The organism is Pseudomonas sp. NPDC090208, assembly GCF_044746785.1.
Classification (GTDB): Bacteria; Pseudomonadota; Gammaproteobacteria; order Pseudomonadales; family Pseudomonadaceae; genus Aquipseudomonas.
In genome coordinates this window covers 1-19,489 of record NZ_JBIVCU010000011.1, presented here as the reverse complement: position 1 = coordinate 19,489, position 19,489 = coordinate 1, and the positions used below count along the sequence as shown (strand labels likewise).

Below are 19,489 nucleotides of genomic sequence, written 5' to 3'. Positions count from 1 at the left end.
CCGGCGAAGCCGACGCCGTGGTGTCCGTGCGCCGGAGTCTTCGCTATAATTCGCGACCTGCTCAAGGCACAGGCTCGCCGGGCACTGTTTCTTCCTTATATAGGGTCACCGCGAAAGTCGGTGCCAGCGAGAACAGGCCACCGGCGCCCCGTACGCACCCAAAGGATCGCGCATGTTTGAAAATCTGACAGATCGTCTCTCGCAGACGCTGCGCCAGGTCACTGGCAAGGCCAAGCTGACCGAGGACAACATCAAGGACACGCTGCGCGAAGTGCGTATGGCGCTGCTCGAGGCGGACGTCGCCTTGCCAGTGGTCAAGGACTTCGTCAACCGCATCAAGGAGCGCGCCGTCGGCACCGAAGTGTCGCGCAGCCTGACGCCGGGCCAGGCGTTCGTGAAGATCGTCCAGGCCGAACTCGAAGAGATGATGGGCGCGGCCAACGAAGAGCTGACGCTTAATGTCGCGCCGCCGGCCGTCGTGCTCATGGCCGGTCTGCAAGGTGCGGGCAAGACCACCACCGCAGGCAAGCTCGCCAAGTTCCTCAAAGAGCGCAAGAAGAAAAGCGTGATGGTCGTTTCTGCCGACGTTTACCGTCCGGCGGCGATCAAACAGCTGGAAACCCTGGCCAACGACATCGGCGTGACCTTCTTCCCGTCCGACATCAGCCAGAAGCCGGTGGACATCGCCGAAGCGGCGATCAAGGAAGCGCGCCTCAAGTTCATCGACGTGGTGATTCTCGACACCGCCGGTCGTCTGCACATCGACGCCGAGATGATGGGCGAGATCCAGGCCCTGCACGCGGCGGTCAAACCGGCGGAAACCCTGTTCGTGGTCGACGCTATGACCGGTCAGGACGCGGCCAACACGGCCAAGGCCTTCGGTGATGCGCTGCCACTGACCGGCGTGATCCTGACCAAGGTCGACGGCGACGCCCGTGGCGGTGCCGCGCTGTCGGTACGTGCCATCACCGGCAAGCCGATCAAGTTCATCGGTATGGGCGAGAAGACTGACGCCCTGGAGCCTTTCCACCCGGACCGTATCGCTTCGCGCATTCTTGGCATGGGTGACGTGCTCAGCCTGATCGAACAGGCTGAACAGACCCTCGACAAGGAAAAGGCCGACAAGCTGGCCAAGAAGCTGAAGAAGGGCAAGGGCTTCGACCTCGAAGACTTCCGCGATCAACTGCAGCAAATGAAGAACATGGGCGGCCTCGGCGGCCTGATGGACAAGCTGCCGAGCATCGGCGGCGTCAACCTGTCGCAGATGGGCAACGCGCAGAACGCGGCGGAAAAACAGTTCAAGCAGATGGAAGCCATCATCAACTCGATGACCCCGGCCGAGCGTCGCGACCCCGAGCTGATCAGCGGTTCGCGCAAGCGCCGCATCGCTATGGGTTCCGGCACTCAGGTGCAGGACATCGGGCGTCTGATCAAGCAGCACAAACAGATGCAGAAGATGATGAAGAAGTTTTCGACCAAAGGCGGCATGGCCAAAATGATGCGCGGCCTGGGCGGCATGATGCCCGGCGGCGGCATGCCGAAACTCTGATTTGCAGCGCGCGGACCCTGCGTTCGCGCGTCCTTCTTTGGGATGACTGTCCCACTGGCCTGCTCAGGCAGGCAAAAAACGCCGTCAGCGATGACGGCTCCAATCGCAGATCTGGATGGCCCGGCTGTTTGCGCCGGAAAAAGTCATTTGCAAAAGTCCGGATATTCCTTGAGAATATGCGGCCTTTCGGGCACCCGTGCCCGTCCGTGCACCTTAGATTTGCAGCACCGACTAACAGGAAACTTGTTAAATGCTAACAATCCGTCTGGCCCTTGGCGGCTCCAAGAAGCGCCCGTTCTACCACCTGACTGTGACCGACAGCCGTAACCCACGTGACGGTTCGCACAAGGAACAAGTAGGTTTCTTCAACCCGGTTGCCCGTGGTCAGGAAATCCGTCTGTCCGTGAACCAAGAGCGCGTCAACTACTGGTTGAGCGTTGGTGCACAGCCATCTGAGCGCGTTGCTCAGCTGCTGAAGGAAGCTTCGAAGGCTGCGGCCTGAGTAGCATGAACGCGACGCCAGCTTCTGCCGACGATCTGATCGTCATCGGCAAGATTTATTCGGTACATGGCGTTCGCGGGGAAGTGAAGGTTTACTCTTTCACGGATCCGGTTGGAAACCTGTTGAATTACAAAACCTGGACGCTCAAGCGCGAAGGTAGCGTGAAACAGGTCGAGCTGGTCAGTGGACGCGGGAACGACAAGTTCCTGGTCGCCAAGCTCAAGGGTCTCGATGATCGTGAAGAAGCTCGTCTTCTGGCCGGTTATGAGATCTGCGTGCCAAGCAACCTGTTCCCTGAACTGACCGACGGCGAGTACTACTGGTACCAGCTGGAAGGTCTGAAGGTCATCGACCACCTTGGGCAGATGCTCGGGAAAATCGATCATCTTCTGGAAACCGGCTCAAACGATGTAATGGTGGTCAAGCCCTGCGCAGGCAGTCTGGACGATCGTGAACGCCTGTTGCCCTATACGGAGCAATGCGTGTTGGCCGTCGATCTGGTTGCAGGCGAGATGAAGGTGGAATGGGACGCGGATTTCTAAGCAATGGCCAGCCTGCGCATAGAAGTGATCACGCTGTTTCCCGAGATGTTTTCCGCCATCAGCGAATACGGCATTACCAGCCGTGCGGTAAAGCAGGAGTTGTTGCAACTGACCTGCTGGAATCCGCGGGACTACACCACGGATCGGCATCACACGGTGGACGATCGCCCGTTTGGCGGCGGCCCCGGCATGGTGATGAAGATCAAGCCCCTGGAAGACGCTCTGGTTCAGGCCAGACAGGCAGCGGGGGATGCGGCGAAGGTGATTTACCTGTCGCCACAAGGCCGCAAGCTGGATCAGTCTGCGGTACGCGAACTGGCCAAGGAAGAAGCACTTATCCTGATTGCCGGTCGTTACGAAGGCATCGACGAGCGTTTCATTGAGGCGCATGTCGATGAAGAGTGGTCGATAGGGGATTACGTGTTGTCTGGCGGTGAGCTGCCGGCCATGGTCCTGATCGATGCGGTTACACGTTTGCTGCCTGGAGCTTTAGGGCATGCGGACTCCGCGGAGGAAGACTCCTTCACGGACGGTCTGCTGGATTGCCCGCACTACACCCGACCTGAGGTGTATGCGGATCAGCGTGTACCCGACGTATTGCTTAGCGGCAATCACGCACATATCCGGCGCTGGCGTTTGCAGCAGTCCCTTGGGAGGACCTACGAACGACGTGCCGATCTTCTGGAAAGACGCTCGCTTTCTGGAGAAGAGAACAAGCTGCTGGCGGAATACCTCCGTGAGCGGGACGATAGTTAACGTATCGATGGTAGATCCGACTGATTTACCTTAGGAGCACAACATGACAAACAAAATCATTCTGGCCCTCGAAGCAGAGCAGATGAGCAAAGAAATCCCTCCTTTTGCCCCGGGCGACACCATCGTCGTTCAGGTGAAAGTAAAGGAAGGTGACCGTTCGCGTCTGCAGGCTTTCGAAGGCGTTGTAATCGCCAAGCGTAACCGTGGCATCAACAGTGCTTTCACTGTTCGCAAGATCTCCAACGGTGTTGGCGTTGAGCGTACTTTCCAGACCTACAGCCCGCAAATCGACAGCATGGCTGTCAAACGCCGCGGCGACGTTCGCAAGGCCAAGCTGTACTACCTGCGCGACCTGTCGGGCAAAGCAGCTCGCATCAAGGAAAAACTGGCTTAAGTCCAGCTTTTCGATGCAAAAGAAAGCAGCCTTCGGGCTGCTTTTTTGTTGCCTGTGATTTATTGAGCGGGCAGGAATTGCAGCCTGCAGGAGCCCGCTTGCCAGCCGTTAGTCGGGTGGGAGGCTTAAGACAGTTGGCTCCCTCCCACGGCCTTCGGCCAGAGTCAAAAGCCTTCGCGGGCAAGCCCGCTCCCACAGGGAGTATGTGTTTCGCCGGCTTTTGATCTGGCTTTTGACCTGGCTTTTGATTTTGATGTTGGGGCCCCGTCCCAGAAGGCCGAACGCAGGCGATGCGCAGTGGGCCGAGCGACAGGATGTCGCGAGAGCCGCGTGGGCCATGGATGGCCCATTCGCGGCGAGCCCACGGAGCATTGCCGGAGTGAGGGTATGCCGAGCCAAGGCGAGGCACCGTATGGCGGGGTAGAGAGCCCTTGGTTACTTGGGGCTTTTCCAAGTAACTCGCCGTCAGGCGAAATCAGGCTGCGTTAGCAGCCATAGCGATACATCAGACAAACCGAGTGCACAGGTTTTACGACGAGTGCCTCGCCGGTCGCAGGGCAAGCCAGCTCCTACATTTGACCGCGTCACTTGCCGCCAGGCTGGCAATCCATCAGACGCACCGCATGCTAGGTTTTACGACGAGTGCCTCGCCGATCGCATGTAAGATGTTCCGGATTGAACACGGTAAGGACTCCACGCATACATGCCCGCCATCGACCACCCCATGATCGACCGCTTCCTCGACGCCCTGTGGCTGGAAAAGGGCCTGTCGGACAACACCCGTGACGCCTATCGCAGTGACCTCGCACTGTTCAACGGCTGGCTCCAGGAAGCGAACCTCGATCTGCTGAACGTCGCCCGCGAGGTGATTTTCGATCACCTGGCCTGGCGGGTGGATAACGGCTACAAGCCACGTTCGACAGCCCGCTTTCTGTCCGGCGCCCGCGGCTTCTATCGGTATCTGTTGCGGGAAAAACTGATTGCCGTCGATCCCACCCTGCAGGTCGACATGCCGCAACTGGGCAAGCCATTGCCCAAATCCCTGTCCGAAGCCGACGTTGAAGCACTGATCGCTGCGCCTGATCTGAGCGAAGCCATCGGCCAGCGCGACCGCGCCATGCTCGAAGTGCTGTATGCCTGCGGACTGCGAGTCACCGAACTGGTCAGCCTCACTCTGGAGCAGGTCAACCTGCGTCAGGGCGTGCTGCGTGTCATGGGCAAAGGCAGTAAAGAGCGACTGGTGCCCATGGGAGAGGAGGCCATCATCTGGGTCGAGCGCTACATGCGTGACGCCCGCCAGGAGCTGCTCGGTGGACGCCCCAGCGACGTCTTGTTCCCCAGCCTGCGCGGCGAACAGATGACCCGCCAGACGTTCTGGCACCGTATAAAACTACAGGCCAAGGTGGCCGGCATCGGCAAAAGCCTGTCACCGCATACGCTGCGTCATGCCTTTGCCACCCATCTGCTCAACCACGGCGCCGACCTGCGAGTGGTGCAGATGCTGCTGGGCCACAGCGACCTGTCGACCACGCAGATCTACACCCACGTGGCCCGCGCCCGTCTGCAGGATCTGCATGCCAGGCATCATCCGCGCGGATAAGCCGCAACGATTTCTCCACAGTCTGGCGCCAGTCGGCGTCTGCCTTGCCGGCCTTATGTGATAGGCTTTGCCGGTTTCGCAGATCGGAGCCCGGAAAACCGCCCGGAACGCCCATGTCCGCCGTTTTCAATTCGTGCCCGTCTGCCCCCCGTTCGAGGAGTTTTCATGCGCGTGACTCGTTTTATCGGTGCTGCCGTCGTAGCGCTGGCCAGTACCTTCAGCCTGTTCGCCCACGCTGACGAAGCGTCGGAAAAAGCCATCCGCAAGACGCTGGAATCGCTCAACCTGGAAATTCCGGTAGAAAGCATCTCCAGCAGCCCGCTCAATGGGCTGTACGAGGTCAACCTCAAAGGCGGTCGCGTGCTTTACGCCAGTGCCGACGGCCAGTTCGTCATGCAGGGCAACCTGTATCAGATCCAGGGCGGCAAGCCGGTCAACCTGACTGAAAAGGTCGAGCGTCTGGCAATTGCCAAGACCATCAACGGCATCCCGGTTTCAGACATGGTCGTCTATCCGGCGGTGGGCGAAGCCAAGTCGCACATCACCGTGTTCACTGACACCACTTGCCCGTATTGCCACAAACTGCACGGTGAAGTGGCCGAGCTGAACAAGCGTGGCATTGAAGTGCGTTACGTGGCGTTCCCGCGCCAGGGCCTGGGCTCGCCGGGTGACGAACAACTGCAGGCGGTCTGGTGCTCCAAGGACCGTCGCAACGCCATGGACCGCATGGTCGACGGCAAGAACATCGAAGCGCCAAAATGCGATAACCCGGTCACCAAACAGTTCCAGATCGGCCAGTCCATCGGCGTCAATGGCACACCGGCCATCGTTCTGGCCGACGGTCAGGTGATTCCGGGCTATCAGCCGGCGCCACAAGTGGCGAAACTGGCGCTCGGCGCCAAGTAATTCAACAGCGGGCCGCACTGCATTGCGGCTGTTTTCACGGCCGGCTCCGCGCCGGTCGTTTTATGGGGAGTTCATAGTGAAACCGGTCAAAGTAGGCATCTGTGGGCTGGGTACTGTCGGTGGCGGTACCTTCAATGTGCTGACGCGTAACGCCGAGGAGATTGCCCGCCGTGCCGGGCGTGGAATCGAAGTGGCGCAGATTGCCATGCGTTCGCCAAACCCCAATTGCCAGATTACCGGTACCCCGACCACCCACGACGTGTTCGAGGTGGCAAGCAACCCCGAGATCGACATCGTCATCGAGCTGATCGGCGGTTACACCATCGCCCGCGAACTGGTGCTCAAGGCCATCGAGAACGGCAAGCACGTGGTCACCGCGAACAAGGCGCTGATCGCCGTGCACGGTAACGAAATCTTCGCCAAGGCCCGCGAAAAAGGCGTCATTGTCGCGTTCGAAGCGGCTGTAGCCGGCGGTATCCCGGTGATCAAGGCGATTCGTGAAGGCTTGGCTGCCAACCGTATCAACTGGCTTGCCGGCATCATAAACGGCACCGGTAACTTCATCCTCACCGAAATGCGCGAGAAAGGCCGCACTTTCCCGGACGTTCTGGCCGAAGCCCAGGCGCTGGGTTATGCCGAAGCCGATCCGACCTTTGACGTGGAAGGCATCGATGCCGCGCACAAGCTGACCATTCTGGCGTCCATCGCTTTCGGTATCCCGCTGCAGTTCGACAAGGCCTACACCGAGGGCATCACCAAGCTGACCACCGCTGACGTCAACTACGCCGAAGCGCTGGGCTATCGCATCAAGCACCTGGGTGTGGCTCGCAGCACCCCGGCGGGCATCGAATTGCGCGTACACCCGACGCTGATCCCGGCCGACCGCCTCATCGCCAACGTCAACGGTGTGATGAACGCGGTCATGGTCAACGGCGACGCCGCCGGTTCGACCCTGTTCTACGGCGCTGGCGCCGGCATGGAGCCGACCGCTTCGTCGGTGGTGGCTGACCTCGTCGATGTGGTTCGCGCGTTGACCACCGACCCGGAAAATCGTGTTCCGCATCTGGCCTTCCAGCCGGACTCGCTGTCGGCGCACCCGATCCTGCCGATCGACGCCTGCGAAAGTGCCTACTACCTGCGTATCCAGGCCAAGGACCATCCGGGTGTGCTGGCTCAAGTGGCGAGCATTCTGTCTGAGCGTGGCATCAACATCGAATCGATCATGCAGAAAGAAGCCGAAGAGCATGACGGTCTGGTGCCGATGATCCTGCTGACCCACCGCGTGGTCGAGCAGCGCATCAATGACGCTATCCAGGCGCTGGAAGCCCTGCAGGGTGTAGTGGGCCCGGTGGTGCGCATTCGCGTCGAACACCTGAACTGAGAGCGGCCGCACGCTTCAAGTGGCAAGCTGCAAGTAAAAGCAAAATCACATCGCGGTGAGCTTCAGGCCGCAAGCTGCAAGTACAAGCGAATCGCTCTGACTTGCCGCTTGCCCCTTGAAGCTTGCGGCTCAAACCGAAGGTTTGCAAAAAATGCGTTATATCAGTACCCGTGGCCAGGCACCGGCCCTGAATTTCGAAGACGTACTGCTGGCGGGTCTCGCCAGTGATGGCGGCCTGTATGTGCCGGAAAACCTGCCACGTTTCACTCAGGAAGAGATCGCTTCCTGGGCCGGTCTGCCTTATCACGAGCTGGCGTTCCGGGTGATGCGCCCATTCGTCACCGGCAGCATTCCGGATGCCGATTTCAAGAAGATCCTTGAGGAAACCTACGGTGTGTTCGCCCACAACGCTGTCGCGCCGCTGCGTCAGCTGGAAGGCAACGAGTGGGTGATGGAGCTGTTCCACGGCCCGACCCTGGCGTTCAAGGACTTCGCCCTGCAGCTGCTGGGTCGTCTGCTCGATTACGTGCTGGAAAAGCGCGGCGAGCGCGTGGTCATCATCGGCGCCACTTCTGGTGATACCGGTTCGGCCGCCATCGAAGGCTGCCGTCGCTGCGATAACGTCGACATTTTCATCCTGCACCCGAACAACCGTGTTTCCGACGTGCAGCGTCGCCAGATGACCACCATCTTCGGCGACAACATCCACAACATCGCCATCGAAGGCAACTTCGACGACTGCCAGGAAATGGTCAAGAACAGCTTCGCTGACCAGAGCTTCCTCAAAGGCACGCGTCTGGTGGCAGTGAATTCGATCAACTGGGCGCGGATCATGGCCCAGATCGTCTACTACTTCCACGCAGCCCTGCAGTTGGGCGGTCCGGCGCGTTCGGTGGCGTTCTCGGTACCGACCGGCAACTTCGGTGACATCTTTGCCGGCTATCTGGCGCGCAACATGGGTCTGCCGATCAGCCAGCTGATCGTCGCCACCAACCGCAACGACATCCTGCACCGCTTCATGAGCGGCAACCAGTATGTGAAGGAAACCCTGCACGCGACCCTGTCGCCGTCGATGGACATCATGGTGTCGTCGAACTTCGAACGCCTGCTGTTCGACATGCACGGTCGCAATGGCGCTGCCATCGCCGAGCTGATGGACACCTTCAAGCAGGGTGGCGGTTTCAGCGTCGAAGAAGACCGCTGGACAGAAACCCGCAAGCTGTTCGACTCGCTGGCCGTCAGCGACGAACAGACCTGCGAAACCATCGCTGATGTCTTCGCCAGCACCGGCGAACTGCTCGACCCGCACACTGCCATCGGCGTGAAGGCTGCCCGTGATTGCCGTCGCAGCCTGTCGACACCGATGGTCATCCTCGGCACGGCGCATCCGGTGAAATTCCCTGAAGCCGTGCAGAAAGCCGGTGTAGGAAAAGCGCTGGAGCTGCCTGCACACTTGTCTGATTTGTTTGAGCGAGAAGAGCGCTGCACCGTTCTGCCAAACGACCTGAAATCCATGCAGGCCTTTGTCAGCCAGCACGGCAACCGTGGCAAGCCGCTGTAACGGAATCGTCATGTAACAACTTGAAGCCCGCCACCCGGCGGGCTTCATCGTTTCTGCATGCCACACTTGCGAAGTATTTTGAATTTCGCGGATAGACCTGTGGCTGTTGAAAATCCCGTCGCCAGGGCCGTCAAACGGCTCATCGACACCTCCTTTTGCAAGTATCTGCTTCGTGTGTGCCTGCTGCTTCTCGCGTTCGGCGGCGGCACCGTACAGGCTGCGCAAAGTCTGCCTTTCACCCTGGCAGCGCCTTTCATTGCGGCATCGATGCTGACACTCGAAGAAGACGAGCGCCACATGCTCGACAGGCGTGGGGTACTGCGAGTGGGTATTGCGATAGCCGATTACGAGCCGATCGACATCACCGGTGATCGCAACCGTTATCAAGGCATCAGTGCCGATTACCTCAGCCTGATGGGCGCGCGCCTGGGGGTACCGGTGCAGGTGACTGGCTATGCGCGGCACGAGCAGGCGGTCACGGCGCTGCAGGCCGGTGAAATCGATGTGCTGACCAGCGCCAGCGGTTATGAAAGAGCCATTTCCGGCATCGCCATGTCCCGTGGATATTTGCCGGATCAGTCCGTGGTGGTGGGGCGGGGAGACGACAGCGACCTGTCGCCTTCGCTGGCAGGCAAGCGCGTTGTCCTGCTCGATGGCTACGCCGATTCCGCAGGCGTGCATCAGGCTTATCCTCACAGCGAAGTGGTGCTGGCCCCCAATCTGTACAGTGCCATGGAGGCACTGACCCAGGGTGATGCCGACGCTTTCATCGGCAATGAGATCATCGTGCGGGCGTACGCGGCGCTGCGCCCTTATCTCGGCCTGCAGATCAAGTTCGACAGTCGGCTGCCTGCGGGCAGCTTTTCCTTTGCCCTGCGTGAGGGCGACAGCCAGCTTCGTGGGTTGCTGGACCGCGCTCTCGGCGGGCTGGACGACTCGGTCGGGCGGGAAATTCTGGCACGCTGGACAACCGGTCTTGGCGTCGATGGCGTTGGCCAGCGCATTGCCCTGAGCAGTGCCGAGCAGCGCTGGGTACGCAAGCACCCCGAAGTCATCGTTGCCTCGACGCAACAACCTCCTTACCTCTACAAGGACAGCAATGGCCGCTGGGTCGGTCTGAATGCCGATGTGCTGGCGCGTATTGCGCGCATGACCGGGTTGAGCTTTGTCCATCAGGAAATGCCGTCCACCGAAGCAGCGCTGGACGCCTTGAGCGCGGCCACCGCGGATATGAACACAACCCTGGCCGACGCTCCGGAACGTCGGCGCGTTCTCGATTTCACCCATGCTTTCGGGGGCAATAGCTGGGTTTTCGTGGTGCGCTCGAACGGTCCTTCGCCGGTGAGCCTGGCGGAAATGAGCGGTCAGGTGCTGGCGATTCCGGCCCGCCATGCCTTGCTGGAGTTCATTCGCGAGCGTCACCCGGGGATCCGTCTGCGTCTGGTGGCAACCTACGAGGAGGCCCGCAATCTGGTGGAGCGAGGTGATGCGCAAGCGACCATTCAGAGCGAGGCGGGCGCCTGGCTTTACCCCAGAGGGGCTCTGAAGGTCGGGCGCAGCATCGAGGGCAAATGGTCCGCAGACCGTTTCTCGGTCATCAAGAGTGAGCCTGAATTGCTGAGCATTCTGAACAAGGCGCTGGAGGAGTTTCCGGTCGCGGAAATGCGCGCGATCCGCATGAAATGGCTGGGAGCGGTGATGTCGCAGCCGCCGTTGTGGCAGCGCGTTCCGGCGTGGATTTACTGGGTGCTGACGCTTGCACTGTTGCTGGGGCTGGTATCGCTGGGCTGGAGCAGCCGCCTGAGAGTGCAGATCCGCGAACGGCTGCGGATCGAAGCGCTGCTCGGCGATCAACTGGCGTTCAAGCAGGCGTTGCTCGATGGCATCCCCGACCCGATCTATGTGCGCGACCTGCAGGGGCGGCTGATGTCGTGTAACCGCAGCTATGAGGAATGCCTGGGCGTCAGCTTCGAGCAGATGAATGGCCGACGGCTGATCGACGTCGACCTGATCCCGCGGGACAGCGCCGAACGTCTGCACAGTGATTACATGAGCCTGCTGCGCACCGGTCAGCCGCAGGTGGTGGATCGCAGTATGGTCATCGCCGGGAGGCTGGTCGAAGCGCGGCAATGGACCGTGCCGTTCTTTCGGGCAGATGGTGAGTTGCAGGGGCTTTTGGGCGGTTGGTTGGACCTTACCGAGCGCAGGCAACTGGAGCGTGAACTGAAGCTGACACAGCGAAGCGAGGACATGGCCGTGGCGGAAAGAAAAGGTTGAGCCATTGGCCTGTTATCGAAATCATGGCTTGAAAGATGGCAGACAGGCCGCCGTATTGCCTGGCCGCAAAGCTGAATTCTGTCTGTCACATTGCGCAGGCATGCTCCAGAGGGTCGGGTTGCCGCAGTCAGCCGACCCACGGCCAAAAGAACTTTGTGCAGGTGCCCACGGTCATTGATAAGCACCTTTGCATTCAAACTGTTGAGTGGTGATCCGGATGGAAAATATCAGCTTGCTGCTAAGCGAGGCATTGGCACCGTATCAGGCGAGCCTGGGCGTGGCCGGTGTACAGGGCGAACGTCTGGTGACATTGAAAAATGCAGCCGGTGCGATCGTGATCGAGCGGACCTATTCCGCGAACCAGTTGTGTGACAAACGCCAGTTGACCGATGTAGTGGACGGTTTGCACCGTGATCTGATGGTGGCTGAAGGGCGGCTGGAGCCCTGCGTCATTGCCGCGATGCGCAATGCCGGCCAGGGAGCCGTTCATGCCGCTGGTCAGGCTTTTGTCTGAAGGCGATGGAACCTTATCGATTACATAGGCTCCTATCCTTTACGGCAGGCACAGGCATTGTGCTCCGGTGTTTTTGTCGCCTGTCGTACGAGCCCAAGGTGGGCTACGGTTGACCCCGAGTAGTCTCCCCGCTGCTCGGGGTTTCTTTTTTTCCGCGCTTCAATTCTGTTCCGGCTCGTCGAAGAACGTCTGTGCATCGCGCAGGTATTCGTCGCGGCTGACCATCCATTCCGCGTAGAAATCGATCAGGCGGGTAGTGCGCAGCACGCGCATTTCGCGGTTGATGATAGCCATCGCTGCTTGTCCCTTTTCATTCTTCGAGCAGCCGATGTGGGCGAACTGGTACTTGGGCGCGTCCTTGACCGGGAAGAATTCCAGTTCATTGAGGGGGATGTGCTGATCCTGAGCGTGGAACCGCGCTTCGGGCCAGTAGCTGATGAGCGCCTGGAAGCGACCCATCCTCTCCATCTGCAACATGCTGCCCACCGCCGCATTACCGTAATGCAGGATCAGGTTGTCCGGCTTCGTCGTTTCACGAATGACCTTGTCGATCACCGGCCCATAGCTGCGTTCGCCGACAATGCCGACCTTCACCTTGTCGCTGGCCAGCAGGGCTGCCAGATCGAGTCGCCCGTCGCTGCCCAGATACGGCGCGAACAGGCCATGGTTGCGCCGCTCGATCGTCACGCCGTTGCCGGGCGTGGCGTAGGTGGGGATGGAAAACAGAATGGTTTTTGCCCGCTCCGCCGTCCACAGCAGCGTAGGGTCGCAGGCAAAACCGTCAGGGTCCTGCAGCATCTGCGTACCACGGGCGCGGTTGACGTGCATGATCTGGTGGTCGTACTCAGGCATCCGCGCGATCAGCTCGGGCATCATCTTGTCGATGGCACCCTTGCCGGCCTGCGGTCCGGCAAAAATCGTCAGCGGCGGAAAGTCGCGCAGCAGCCAGGTCAGGGTTTCCCTGGCGGACGCGCTGGCGGGGAGCACGCTCAGGCATGAGCTGACCAGCAAGGCGAACAGGCCGGCGCGGTGATTGTGCGGGGAACGATTGACCATCCGTCGTTGCAATTTCCGAAAAATCTGACTGGGGCCGAGGTCGGTGCAGGCCGGGTTGCCGTGAGGCAATCGATGGCTGGCTGTCACGACGCGCCACTCTCTGTACTTCATGCTAGAGGGTCTCGCAGTAAGGTATCGGCGTTGTGGATCATTTGTTTAACAATCGTCACCTGTGCATGAGTAAAGCACTGCAGCGTCGCTCGGTAGCGTCAATTTGCGGCGCAGGACCGATCAATCATCGACGCCGGTCGTTCAAAAGTCCGGCTTCGGTTAGACTTGGCGCCCTTCCCGACTCTTAGAAGCGCGCCCACATGGCCCAGCCGTCCACGACCTATAAATTCGAACTGAACCTCACCGACCTGGATCGCGGGGTTTATGAAACCGTCAAACAGACCATCGCCCGCCACCCTTCGGAAACCGAAGAGCGCATGGCCGTGCGCCTGCTGGCCTATGCGCTCTGGTACAACGAGCAGCTCGCATTCGGCCGTGGCCTTTCCGAAGTAGACGAGCCGGCGCTGTGGGAAAAAAGTCTGGATGACCGTGTCTTGCACTGGATCGAAGTCGGCCAGCCGGACATCGAGCGCCTGACCTGGTGCTCGCGCCGTACCGAACGCACCAGTCTGCTCGCCTATGGCAGCCTGCGGGTGTGGGAAGGCAAGGTGCCGCCAGCAGCGCAGTCGCTGAAAAACGTACACATCGCAGCGGTTCCGCAGGAAGTGCTGGAAACCCTGGCCGAAGACATGCCACGGGTGATCAAGTGGGACGTGATGATCAGCGAAGGGACGATCTTCGTCACCGACGACCGCGGCCAGCACGAAGTGCAACTGCAGTGGCTGGTGGGTGATCGCGGCTGACCGCCGACGTTACCCTCAGTCGCCTTGATTCAGCTCCGATAGAAGAACACCAGCGGAACCCGCATGCGCATCGAACCACGCCCGTTACCTGCCACTCTGCCATTTCTTGGCGATCTGCCACCTTTGCTGACTCGCCTGTACGCTGCCCGTGGCGTGCTTGAACAGAGCGAACTGGACAAGGGACTGGCACGGCTGATCCCGTATCAGCAGCTCAAAGGCATCGATGCCGCCGTGGATCTGCTGGTCGCTGCATTGCAGCAGCGCCAGCGCATTCTCATCGTCGGTGACTTCGATGCCGACGGCGCCACGGCCAGTACCGTCGGGGTGCTCGGCCTGCGCCTGCTCGGTGCCGCCCATGTCGATTATCTGGTGCCGAACCGTTTCGAATACGGCTACGGCCTGACTCCGGAAATCGTCGGTGTGGCCCTTGAGCGCAACCCGGACCTGCTGATGACCGTGGACAACGGCATTTCCAGCGTTGACGGTGTGGCTGCTGCCAAGTCGGCCGGCCTGAAGGTGCTGGTCACCGATCACCACTTGCCGGGCAACGAGTTGCCTGCCGCCGATGCCATCGTCAACCCCAACCAGCCCGGCTGCGAGTTCCCGAGCAAGGCCCTGGCCGGGGTCGGCGTGATGTTCTACGTGCTGATGGCCCTGCGTGCGCGGCTGCGCGAGATCGGCTGGTTCGAGGCCAACGGCCAGGCGCAGCCGAATCTGGGTGAATTGCTGGATCTGGTGGCGCTGGGCAGCGTCGCCGATGTGGTGCCGCTGGACGCCAACAACCGCATTCTGGTGCACCAGGGCCTGCTGCGGATTCGCGCAGGCCGCGCGCGTCCTGGCCTACGCGCCATCCTTGAAGTCGCCCGTCGCGAACCGTCGCGCATCACTTCCACCGACCTGGGTTTCATCCTCGGGCCACGGCTCAACGCTGCCGGCCGTCTGGATGACATGAGCCTGGGCATCGAGTGCCTGCTGTGCGACGACGAGGGGCTGGCGCGGGAGATGGCAACGCAGCTGGACGAGCTCAATCAGGACCGCAAGTCCATTGAGCAGGGTATGCAGCGCGAAGCACTGGCGCAGTTGAAGGACCTGCCGGTGGAATCGATGCCGTTCGGTCTGTGCCTGTTCGAGCCGGAGTGGCACCAGGGCGTGATCGGCATTCTCGCCTCGCGTCTGAAAGAGCGTTATCACCGGCCGACCATCGCGTTCGCCAGCGCCGGCGAAGGTGTGCTCAAGGGGTCGGCGCGTTCGGTGCCGGGCTTTCATATCCGCGATGCACTGGACGCCGTGGCCGCTCGCCATCCCGATCTGATCAGCAAGTTCGGCGGCCACGCCATGGCCGCCGGCTTGTCTTTGCCGGAAGCCAACTTTCCAGCCTTCGCCGAGGCCTTCGATACCGAGGTGCGCCGCCAGCTCAATGAAGACGATCTGACCGGCCGACTGCTGTCCGACGGTACGCTGGCGGTCGAGGAGTTCCATCTGGAATTGGCCCGCGCACTGCGCAATGCCGGTCCTTGGGGGCAACATTTCCCCGAGCCGTTGTTCCACGGCGTGTTCCAGTTGGTGGAGCAGCGAGTGGTCGGCGAGCGGCATTTGAAGATGGTGCTCAAGACCGAATGCGGTTCGGTGAAACTCGATGGCATCGCCTTCGGTGTCGACCGTGACATCTGGCCCAATCCCTCCATCCGCTGGGTCGAAATGGCTTACAAGCTCGACGTGAATGAATTCCGCGGCAATGAAACGGTGCAACTCATGGCCGTCCACCTCTCGCCACGCTGATCGGTATTTGCCACGCAGCAGGAACCCGCACTTCTCCCGGGTTGTCGTCTAGGCTCAAGGGTCAGAACATAAGGAACCCTTGAGCTGACTGAGAGGTGCCCATGAGCCTGCTGCTTGAACCCTATACCCTGCGTCAATTGACCCTGCTCAACCGCATCGCCGTGTCGCCAATGTGCCAGTATTCCTCGGTGGACGGGCTGGCCAATGACTGGCATCTGGTCCATCTGGGCAGTCGTGCGGTCGGTGGTGCCGGGCTGATCTTCACCGAAGCGGCAGCGGTTACCCGTGATGGTCGCATCACCCCGGAAGACCTCGGGCTGTGGACCGACGAACAGATCGAGCCGCTGCAACGCATCACCCGTTTCATCACCGCCCAGGGCGCGGTGGCCGGCATCCAGCTGGCCCATGCCGGGCGCAAGGCCAGCACCTGGCGACCCTGGCTGGGCAAGCACGGCAGCATTCCGCTGGATGAAGGCGGCTGGACGCCCTGGGGGCCGTCGAAGATCGCCTTCGACCCGCAGCACACACCACCCACACCGCTGGACGAAGAGCAGATCGGCAAGGTGATCCAGGCGTTCGTCGACGCGGCGAAACGCGCGCTGATCGCCGGCTTCAAGGTGGTGGAAGTGCATGCGGCCCACGGTTATCTGCTGCACCAGTTTCTTTCGCCGCTGAGCAACCAGCGCCGTGACCAGTACGGCGGCTCGTTCGAAAACCGCATCCGACTCACCCTTGATGTCACCGAAGCGGTGCGCAAGGTGTGGCCGGAGGAACTGCCGTTGTTCGTGCGAGTATCGGCTACCGACTGGGTGGAAGACGGCTGGAACCCGGATGAGACCGTGGAGCTGGCCAAACGCCTGAAAACTCTGGGTGTGGACCTGATCGACGTGTCCTCCGGCGGCACCGCTGCCAATGCCGAGATTCCGGTGGGACCGGGCTATCAGACCCAGTTTGCCGGGCGGGTACGCAACGAATCGGGTATTGCCACCGGTACGGTGGGATTGATCACCGAACCGTTCCAGGCTGACACCATTCTGCGTACCGGCCAGGCCGACCTGATTCTGTTGGCCCGCGAGCTGTTGCGTGACCCGTACTGGCCGCTGCATGCCGACGATGACCTGGGCGGGCGCAGCGCCGTCTGGCCGGCGCAATACCAGCGCGCGACCCACCGCGATCAGCCGATCCATGAGTCTGATTTGCGGGACTGACGAGGACTCGCTTGCTTTTGTGGGAGGGAGCTCTGCTCGCGATAGCGGTGAGTCAGGCGGCGCAGCATTGTCAGGATTGACGCCATCGCGAGCAGAGCTCCCTCCCACGGCCTGCGGCCAGAATCAAACGCCAATGTGTATGGGCAGCCTCTGCTTCAACGCTCCAGCAACGCCTTCACCCGCTCGCTGAGCGCCGGAATCGAGAACGGCTTGGTCAGCACATGCATGCCGGGCTCAAGCCGGCCTTTGTCCAGTGCTGCATTCTCTGCATAACCGGTGACGAACAGCACCTTCAGCTTCGGCCGCAGGCTGCGCGCCGCGTCGGCCAGCTGGCGACCGTTCATGCCGCCGGGCAGGCCGACGTCGGACATCAACAGATCGATGGTCTGGCTGCTTTGCAGCACACGCAACGCGGCGGCGCCGTGATCGGCTTCCAGAACGTGGTAACCCAGCTCCACCAGCACCTCGACCACCAGTGTCCGGACCGCTGGCTCGTCGTCCACCACCAGCACCGTCTCACCACCCGCTCGATGGCTAAGTGTCTTTTGCACATCGGGCTCGACGGGAGATACCGGTACCGCTTCGCTGTACGCCGGCAGATAGATGCACACCTGCGAGCCCTTGCCCGGTGTCGAGTCGATATGCACGCCACCGCCCGACTGGTGAGCGAAACCGTAGATCATCGAGAGCCCAAGGCCGGTGCCCATGCCGGTCGGTTTGGTGGTGAAGAACGGATCGAAGGCGCGTTTGACCACCTCCTGGCTCATGCCGCTGCCGTTGTCGCTGACACACAGCGCCACGTAATCGCCACGGGGCAGATCCAGGTCGCGAAGGGAGGGCTTGTCCAGCCGCTTGTTGGCGGTTTCGATCAGCAACTGCCCGCCATCGGGCATTGCATCGCGGGCGTTCAGGCACAGATTCAGCAGCGCGTTTTCCAGCTGGTGCGGGTCCACCAGCGTCGACCACAGGTCGCGGGTCGCGATGACATCCATGGCAATCGACGGCCCCACCGTGCGCCGGATCAACTCGGCCATACCATCGATCAACTGATCGACATCGGTGGGTTTGGGGTCCAGGGTCTGCCGGCGGGAGAAGGCCAGTAAGCGGTGGGTCAACGCCGCCGCGCGACGTGACGCCTCCAGTGCTGCGTCGATATAGCGGTCGAGGTTTTCGGTGCGACCTTTGGCGACGCGGTTTTTCATCAATTCGATGTTGCCACTGATGCCCATCAGCAGGTTGTTGAAGTCGTGGGCCAGACCGCCGGTCAACTGGCCGACGGCCTCCATTTTCTGCGATTGCCGCAGTGCTTCCTCGGCGCTGCGCGCCGCCAGATCGTCAGCCTGCTGTTGTTCGCTGGCGCGCAGGGCGCGTTGATCGACGATGCGCTGCGTGGTTTCTCGGGTGACGCACAGCAGGCCGACAATGCGGTTGTGCTCGTCGATCAGCGGTGAGAAGGAAAATGACCACCAGGTGCGCTCGATCTCGCCATAACGGGCCATGGTCAGCGGCATGTCATCGCATTGCCAGGGTTCTCCGCGCAGGGCCTTTTCGGCAAAGGGCCGCACTTGATCCCAGACATCCGACCACAGCTCCTGCACGCGCATGCCCATGGCCGATGTCAGCCGCGGGCCGAGAATCGGTGCGTAGACGTCGTTATGAAAAAACAGCAGGTCAGGGCCCCATAACAGGTACATCGACTCGGGCGAGTTGAGGATCTGATTCAGGTGGATCTTTAGCGCGAGCGGCCACTGCTCCATCGGCCCCAGCGCAGTGCCGCTCCAGTCACGCGCGCTGATGACGCGACCGGCTTCGCTGACGCCTGTGGGAAAGCGGGAATGTCGGGTCAACGCGGCAAGCTACTGTCAGGTGAGAACCATTGACGAAGCCGGCGGTGAAATTCCTCACCTTTCACATCCACTTGAAAGGCAATCGGAAGAGGGAGTACCGGTTTGCCATTCATGTGAATGGCAAAAAGCCCCGCGCGAGTCCGAAGCAGCGTCAAAAGGGTTGACCATGGATTCGCGCAGGGGTTGCGTGGTGATATCAAATTCTAATCAGCTTGCGCGGCGCGGCAGAGCAGATCATTGACCCACTGATTGATACTTTTGTGTGCCAGTTCGGCCTTGCAGGCAATACTGGCATGTAGTGTGGGCTCCAGCCGCAGGCTCAGTTTTCCGGAATAGGTTTTCTGCGGTGCCCGACCAAGCTTTAAGCAGGTGTCGAGATAATCGTCGACGGCCTCTTCAAATGCGGCACGGAGCTCTTTGACCGATTCGCCGTGAAAGCCGATAACGTCGCGGATTCCAGCGACATGCCCGACGAATACAGCATCCTCGTCGCTGTATTCGATGCGGGCTGCATAGCCCTTGTAATTCATGATGTTCATGGAACAACTCCTGCCTGTTCAAGAAACGCTCGTGCATCACGGACCTGATAAGGCTTGGCCTCTTTGTCCGGGTGTGGGCGATGGAATGTCGCCACGACACCGTTGAGTTCGAAGCGAACGCGAGAGCCTGCTTGTGTCTTTAGCTGAGGTAATGTCAGAGGTGAGAGGGGTGGATGGCAGCTGATGAGCAGCGGTGCCTTTTGAGCACGTGAGGGAGCCAAGCT

The 19,489-nt window shown here is 60.8% G+C and carries 17 protein-coding genes and 1 pseudogene; 14 read left to right on the top strand and 4 right to left on the bottom strand.

Features of this window, described 5'->3' with window-relative positions; translation table 11 throughout:
- The first annotated feature begins 172 nt into the window (after nucleotides 1–172).
- From ffh to ACIPL0_RS18585, 11 genes and pseudogenes are all read left to right on the top strand, one after another.
- Entirely contained in the window at nucleotides 173–1,549 is a 1,377-nt protein-coding gene (gene ffh, locus ACIPL0_RS18635) for a signal recognition particle protein (protein ID WP_400598111.1), read from the top strand.
- Between the two features lie 250 nt (nucleotides 1,550–1,799).
- Nucleotides 1,800–2,051, top strand: coding sequence for a 30S ribosomal protein S16 (gene rpsP, locus ACIPL0_RS18630; RefSeq protein WP_400598113.1), 252 nt, complete (start codon nucleotides 1,800–1,802; stop codon nucleotides 2,049–2,051).
- A 5-nt stretch (nucleotides 2,052–2,056) separates the two neighbouring features.
- Complete coding sequence (gene rimM / locus ACIPL0_RS18625; RefSeq protein ID WP_400598115.1) at nucleotides 2,057–2,593, top strand: ribosome maturation factor RimM; 537 nt, start codon at nucleotides 2,057–2,059, stop codon at nucleotides 2,591–2,593.
- A 3-nt stretch (nucleotides 2,594–2,596) separates the two neighbouring features.
- The gene (trmD, locus tag ACIPL0_RS18620; RefSeq protein WP_400598117.1) at nucleotides 2,597–3,349 is read left to right on the top strand and encodes a tRNA (guanosine(37)-N1)-methyltransferase TrmD; all 753 of its coding nucleotides are present in this window, start codon (nucleotides 2,597–2,599) and stop codon (nucleotides 3,347–3,349) included.
- Nucleotides 3,350–3,392: 43 nt separating this feature from the next.
- Nucleotides 3,393–3,743, top strand: a complete 351-nt coding sequence (rplS, locus tag ACIPL0_RS18615; protein WP_400598119.1) for a 50S ribosomal protein L19 — start codon at nucleotides 3,393–3,395, stop codon at nucleotides 3,741–3,743.
- 703 nt (nucleotides 3,744–4,446) lie between these two features.
- On the top strand, nucleotides 4,447–5,343 hold the full coding sequence (gene xerD / locus ACIPL0_RS18610; protein WP_400598121.1) for a site-specific tyrosine recombinase XerD: 897 nt from the start codon (nucleotides 4,447–4,449) through the stop codon (nucleotides 5,341–5,343).
- A gap of 165 nt (nucleotides 5,344–5,508) precedes the next feature.
- Nucleotides 5,509–6,249 carry a bifunctional protein-disulfide isomerase/oxidoreductase DsbC gene (gene dsbC, locus ACIPL0_RS18605; protein WP_400598123.1) on the top strand — a complete coding sequence of 247 codons (741 nt, stop codon included), beginning with the start codon at nucleotides 5,509–5,511 and terminating at the stop codon, nucleotides 6,247–6,249.
- 76 nt (nucleotides 6,250–6,325) lie between these two features.
- Nucleotides 6,326–7,630, top strand: coding sequence for a homoserine dehydrogenase (locus ACIPL0_RS18600; RefSeq protein ID WP_400598125.1), 1,305 nt, complete (start codon nucleotides 6,326–6,328; stop codon nucleotides 7,628–7,630).
- Nucleotides 7,631–7,781: 151 nt separating this feature from the next.
- On the top strand, nucleotides 7,782–9,191 hold the full coding sequence (thrC, locus tag ACIPL0_RS18595) for a threonine synthase (RefSeq protein WP_400598127.1): 1,410 nt from the start codon (nucleotides 7,782–7,784) through the stop codon (nucleotides 9,189–9,191).
- 180 nt (nucleotides 9,192–9,371) lie between these two features.
- Nucleotides 9,372–11,420, top strand: a pseudogene (locus tag ACIPL0_RS18590) (transporter substrate-binding domain-containing protein); the annotation flags it as partial.
- Nucleotides 11,421–11,685: 265 nt separating this feature from the next.
- Nucleotides 11,686–11,982 (top strand): DUF3509 domain-containing protein, encoded by a 297-nt coding sequence (locus ACIPL0_RS18585; RefSeq protein WP_400598129.1) that lies wholly within the window; start codon nucleotides 11,686–11,688, stop codon nucleotides 11,980–11,982.
- A gap of 159 nt (nucleotides 11,983–12,141) precedes the next feature.
- On the opposite strand, the gene ACIPL0_RS18580 is transcribed toward ACIPL0_RS18585, so the two are convergent.
- Nucleotides 12,142–12,990 carry a TIGR02285 family protein gene (locus tag ACIPL0_RS18580; RefSeq protein ID WP_400598153.1) on the bottom strand — a complete coding sequence of 283 codons (849 nt, stop codon included), beginning with the start codon at nucleotides 12,988–12,990 and terminating at the stop codon, nucleotides 12,142–12,144.
- Nucleotides 12,991–13,349: 359 nt separating this feature from the next.
- Here ACIPL0_RS18580 and ACIPL0_RS18575 point away from each other — a divergent pair, with 359 nt between their 5' ends.
- The 3 genes from ACIPL0_RS18575 to ACIPL0_RS18565 all read left to right on the top strand — a co-directional run bounded on the left by ACIPL0_RS18575 (nucleotide 13,350) and on the right by ACIPL0_RS18565 (nucleotide 16,879).
- Nucleotides 13,350–13,892, top strand: a complete 543-nt coding sequence (locus ACIPL0_RS18575; RefSeq protein WP_400598131.1) for a YaeQ family protein — start codon at nucleotides 13,350–13,352, stop codon at nucleotides 13,890–13,892.
- A gap of 63 nt (nucleotides 13,893–13,955) precedes the next feature.
- Complete coding sequence (gene recJ / locus ACIPL0_RS18570; RefSeq protein WP_400598133.1) at nucleotides 13,956–15,671, top strand: single-stranded-DNA-specific exonuclease RecJ; 1,716 nt, start codon at nucleotides 13,956–13,958, stop codon at nucleotides 15,669–15,671.
- A gap of 101 nt (nucleotides 15,672–15,772) precedes the next feature.
- A complete protein-coding gene (locus ACIPL0_RS18565; protein ID WP_400598135.1) occupies nucleotides 15,773–16,879 on the top strand; it encodes an NADH:flavin oxidoreductase/NADH oxidase in 1,107 nt (368 codons plus the stop codon).
- 155 nt (nucleotides 16,880–17,034) lie between these two features.
- On the opposite strand, the gene ACIPL0_RS18560 is transcribed toward ACIPL0_RS18565, so the two are convergent.
- The 3 genes from ACIPL0_RS18560 to ACIPL0_RS18550 form a co-directional block, all read right to left on the bottom strand.
- Complete coding sequence (locus tag ACIPL0_RS18560; protein WP_400598156.1) at nucleotides 17,035–18,636, bottom strand: ATP-binding protein; 1,602 nt, start codon at nucleotides 18,634–18,636, stop codon at nucleotides 17,035–17,037.
- A gap of 293 nt (nucleotides 18,637–18,929) precedes the next feature.
- Nucleotides 18,930–19,265, bottom strand: a complete 336-nt coding sequence (locus tag ACIPL0_RS18555) for a type II toxin-antitoxin system HicB family antitoxin (protein ID WP_400598137.1) — start codon at nucleotides 19,263–19,265, stop codon at nucleotides 18,930–18,932.
- Nucleotides 19,262–19,450, bottom strand: coding sequence for a type II toxin-antitoxin system HicA family toxin (locus ACIPL0_RS18550; protein ID WP_400598158.1), 189 nt, complete (start codon nucleotides 19,448–19,450; stop codon nucleotides 19,262–19,264). The genes ACIPL0_RS18555 and ACIPL0_RS18550 overlap by 4 nt, the downstream gene beginning before the upstream one ends.
- Between the last annotated feature and the right edge of the window lie 39 nt (nucleotides 19,451–19,489).

Bases quoted from the DNA above. Each gene is read 5' to 3' on its own strand.
- ffh (WP_400598111.1), top strand. From the start codon at position 173: ATGTTTGAAAATCTGACAGATCGTCTCTCGCAGACGCTGCGCCAGGTC.
- rpsP (WP_400598113.1), top strand. From the start codon at position 1,800: ATGCTAACAATCCGTCTGGCCCTTGGCGGCTCCAAGAAGCGCCCGTTC.
- rimM (WP_400598115.1), top strand. From the start codon at position 2,057: ATGAACGCGACGCCAGCTTCTGCCGACGATCTGATCGTCATCGGCAAG.
- trmD (WP_400598117.1), top strand. From the start codon at position 2,597: ATGGCCAGCCTGCGCATAGAAGTGATCACGCTGTTTCCCGAGATGTTT.
- rplS (WP_400598119.1), top strand. From the start codon at position 3,393: ATGACAAACAAAATCATTCTGGCCCTCGAAGCAGAGCAGATGAGCAAA.
- xerD (WP_400598121.1), top strand. From the start codon at position 4,447: ATGCCCGCCATCGACCACCCCATGATCGACCGCTTCCTCGACGCCCTG.
- dsbC (WP_400598123.1), top strand. From the start codon at position 5,509: ATGCGCGTGACTCGTTTTATCGGTGCTGCCGTCGTAGCGCTGGCCAGT.
- thrC (WP_400598127.1), top strand. From the start codon at position 7,782: ATGCGTTATATCAGTACCCGTGGCCAGGCACCGGCCCTGAATTTCGAA.
- ACIPL0_RS18585 (WP_400598129.1), top strand. From the start codon at position 11,686: ATGGAAAATATCAGCTTGCTGCTAAGCGAGGCATTGGCACCGTATCAG.
- ACIPL0_RS18575 (WP_400598131.1), top strand. From the start codon at position 13,350: ATGGCCCAGCCGTCCACGACCTATAAATTCGAACTGAACCTCACCGAC.
- recJ (WP_400598133.1), top strand. From the start codon at position 13,956: ATGCGCATCGAACCACGCCCGTTACCTGCCACTCTGCCATTTCTTGGC.
- ACIPL0_RS18565 (WP_400598135.1), top strand. From the start codon at position 15,773: ATGAGCCTGCTGCTTGAACCCTATACCCTGCGTCAATTGACCCTGCTC.
- ACIPL0_RS18560 (WP_400598156.1), bottom strand. From the start codon at position 18,636: ATGGAGCAGTGGCCGCTCGCGCTAAAGATCCACCTGAATCAGATCCTC.
- ACIPL0_RS18555 (WP_400598137.1), bottom strand. From the start codon at position 19,265: ATGAACATCATGAATTACAAGGGCTATGCAGCCCGCATCGAATACAGC.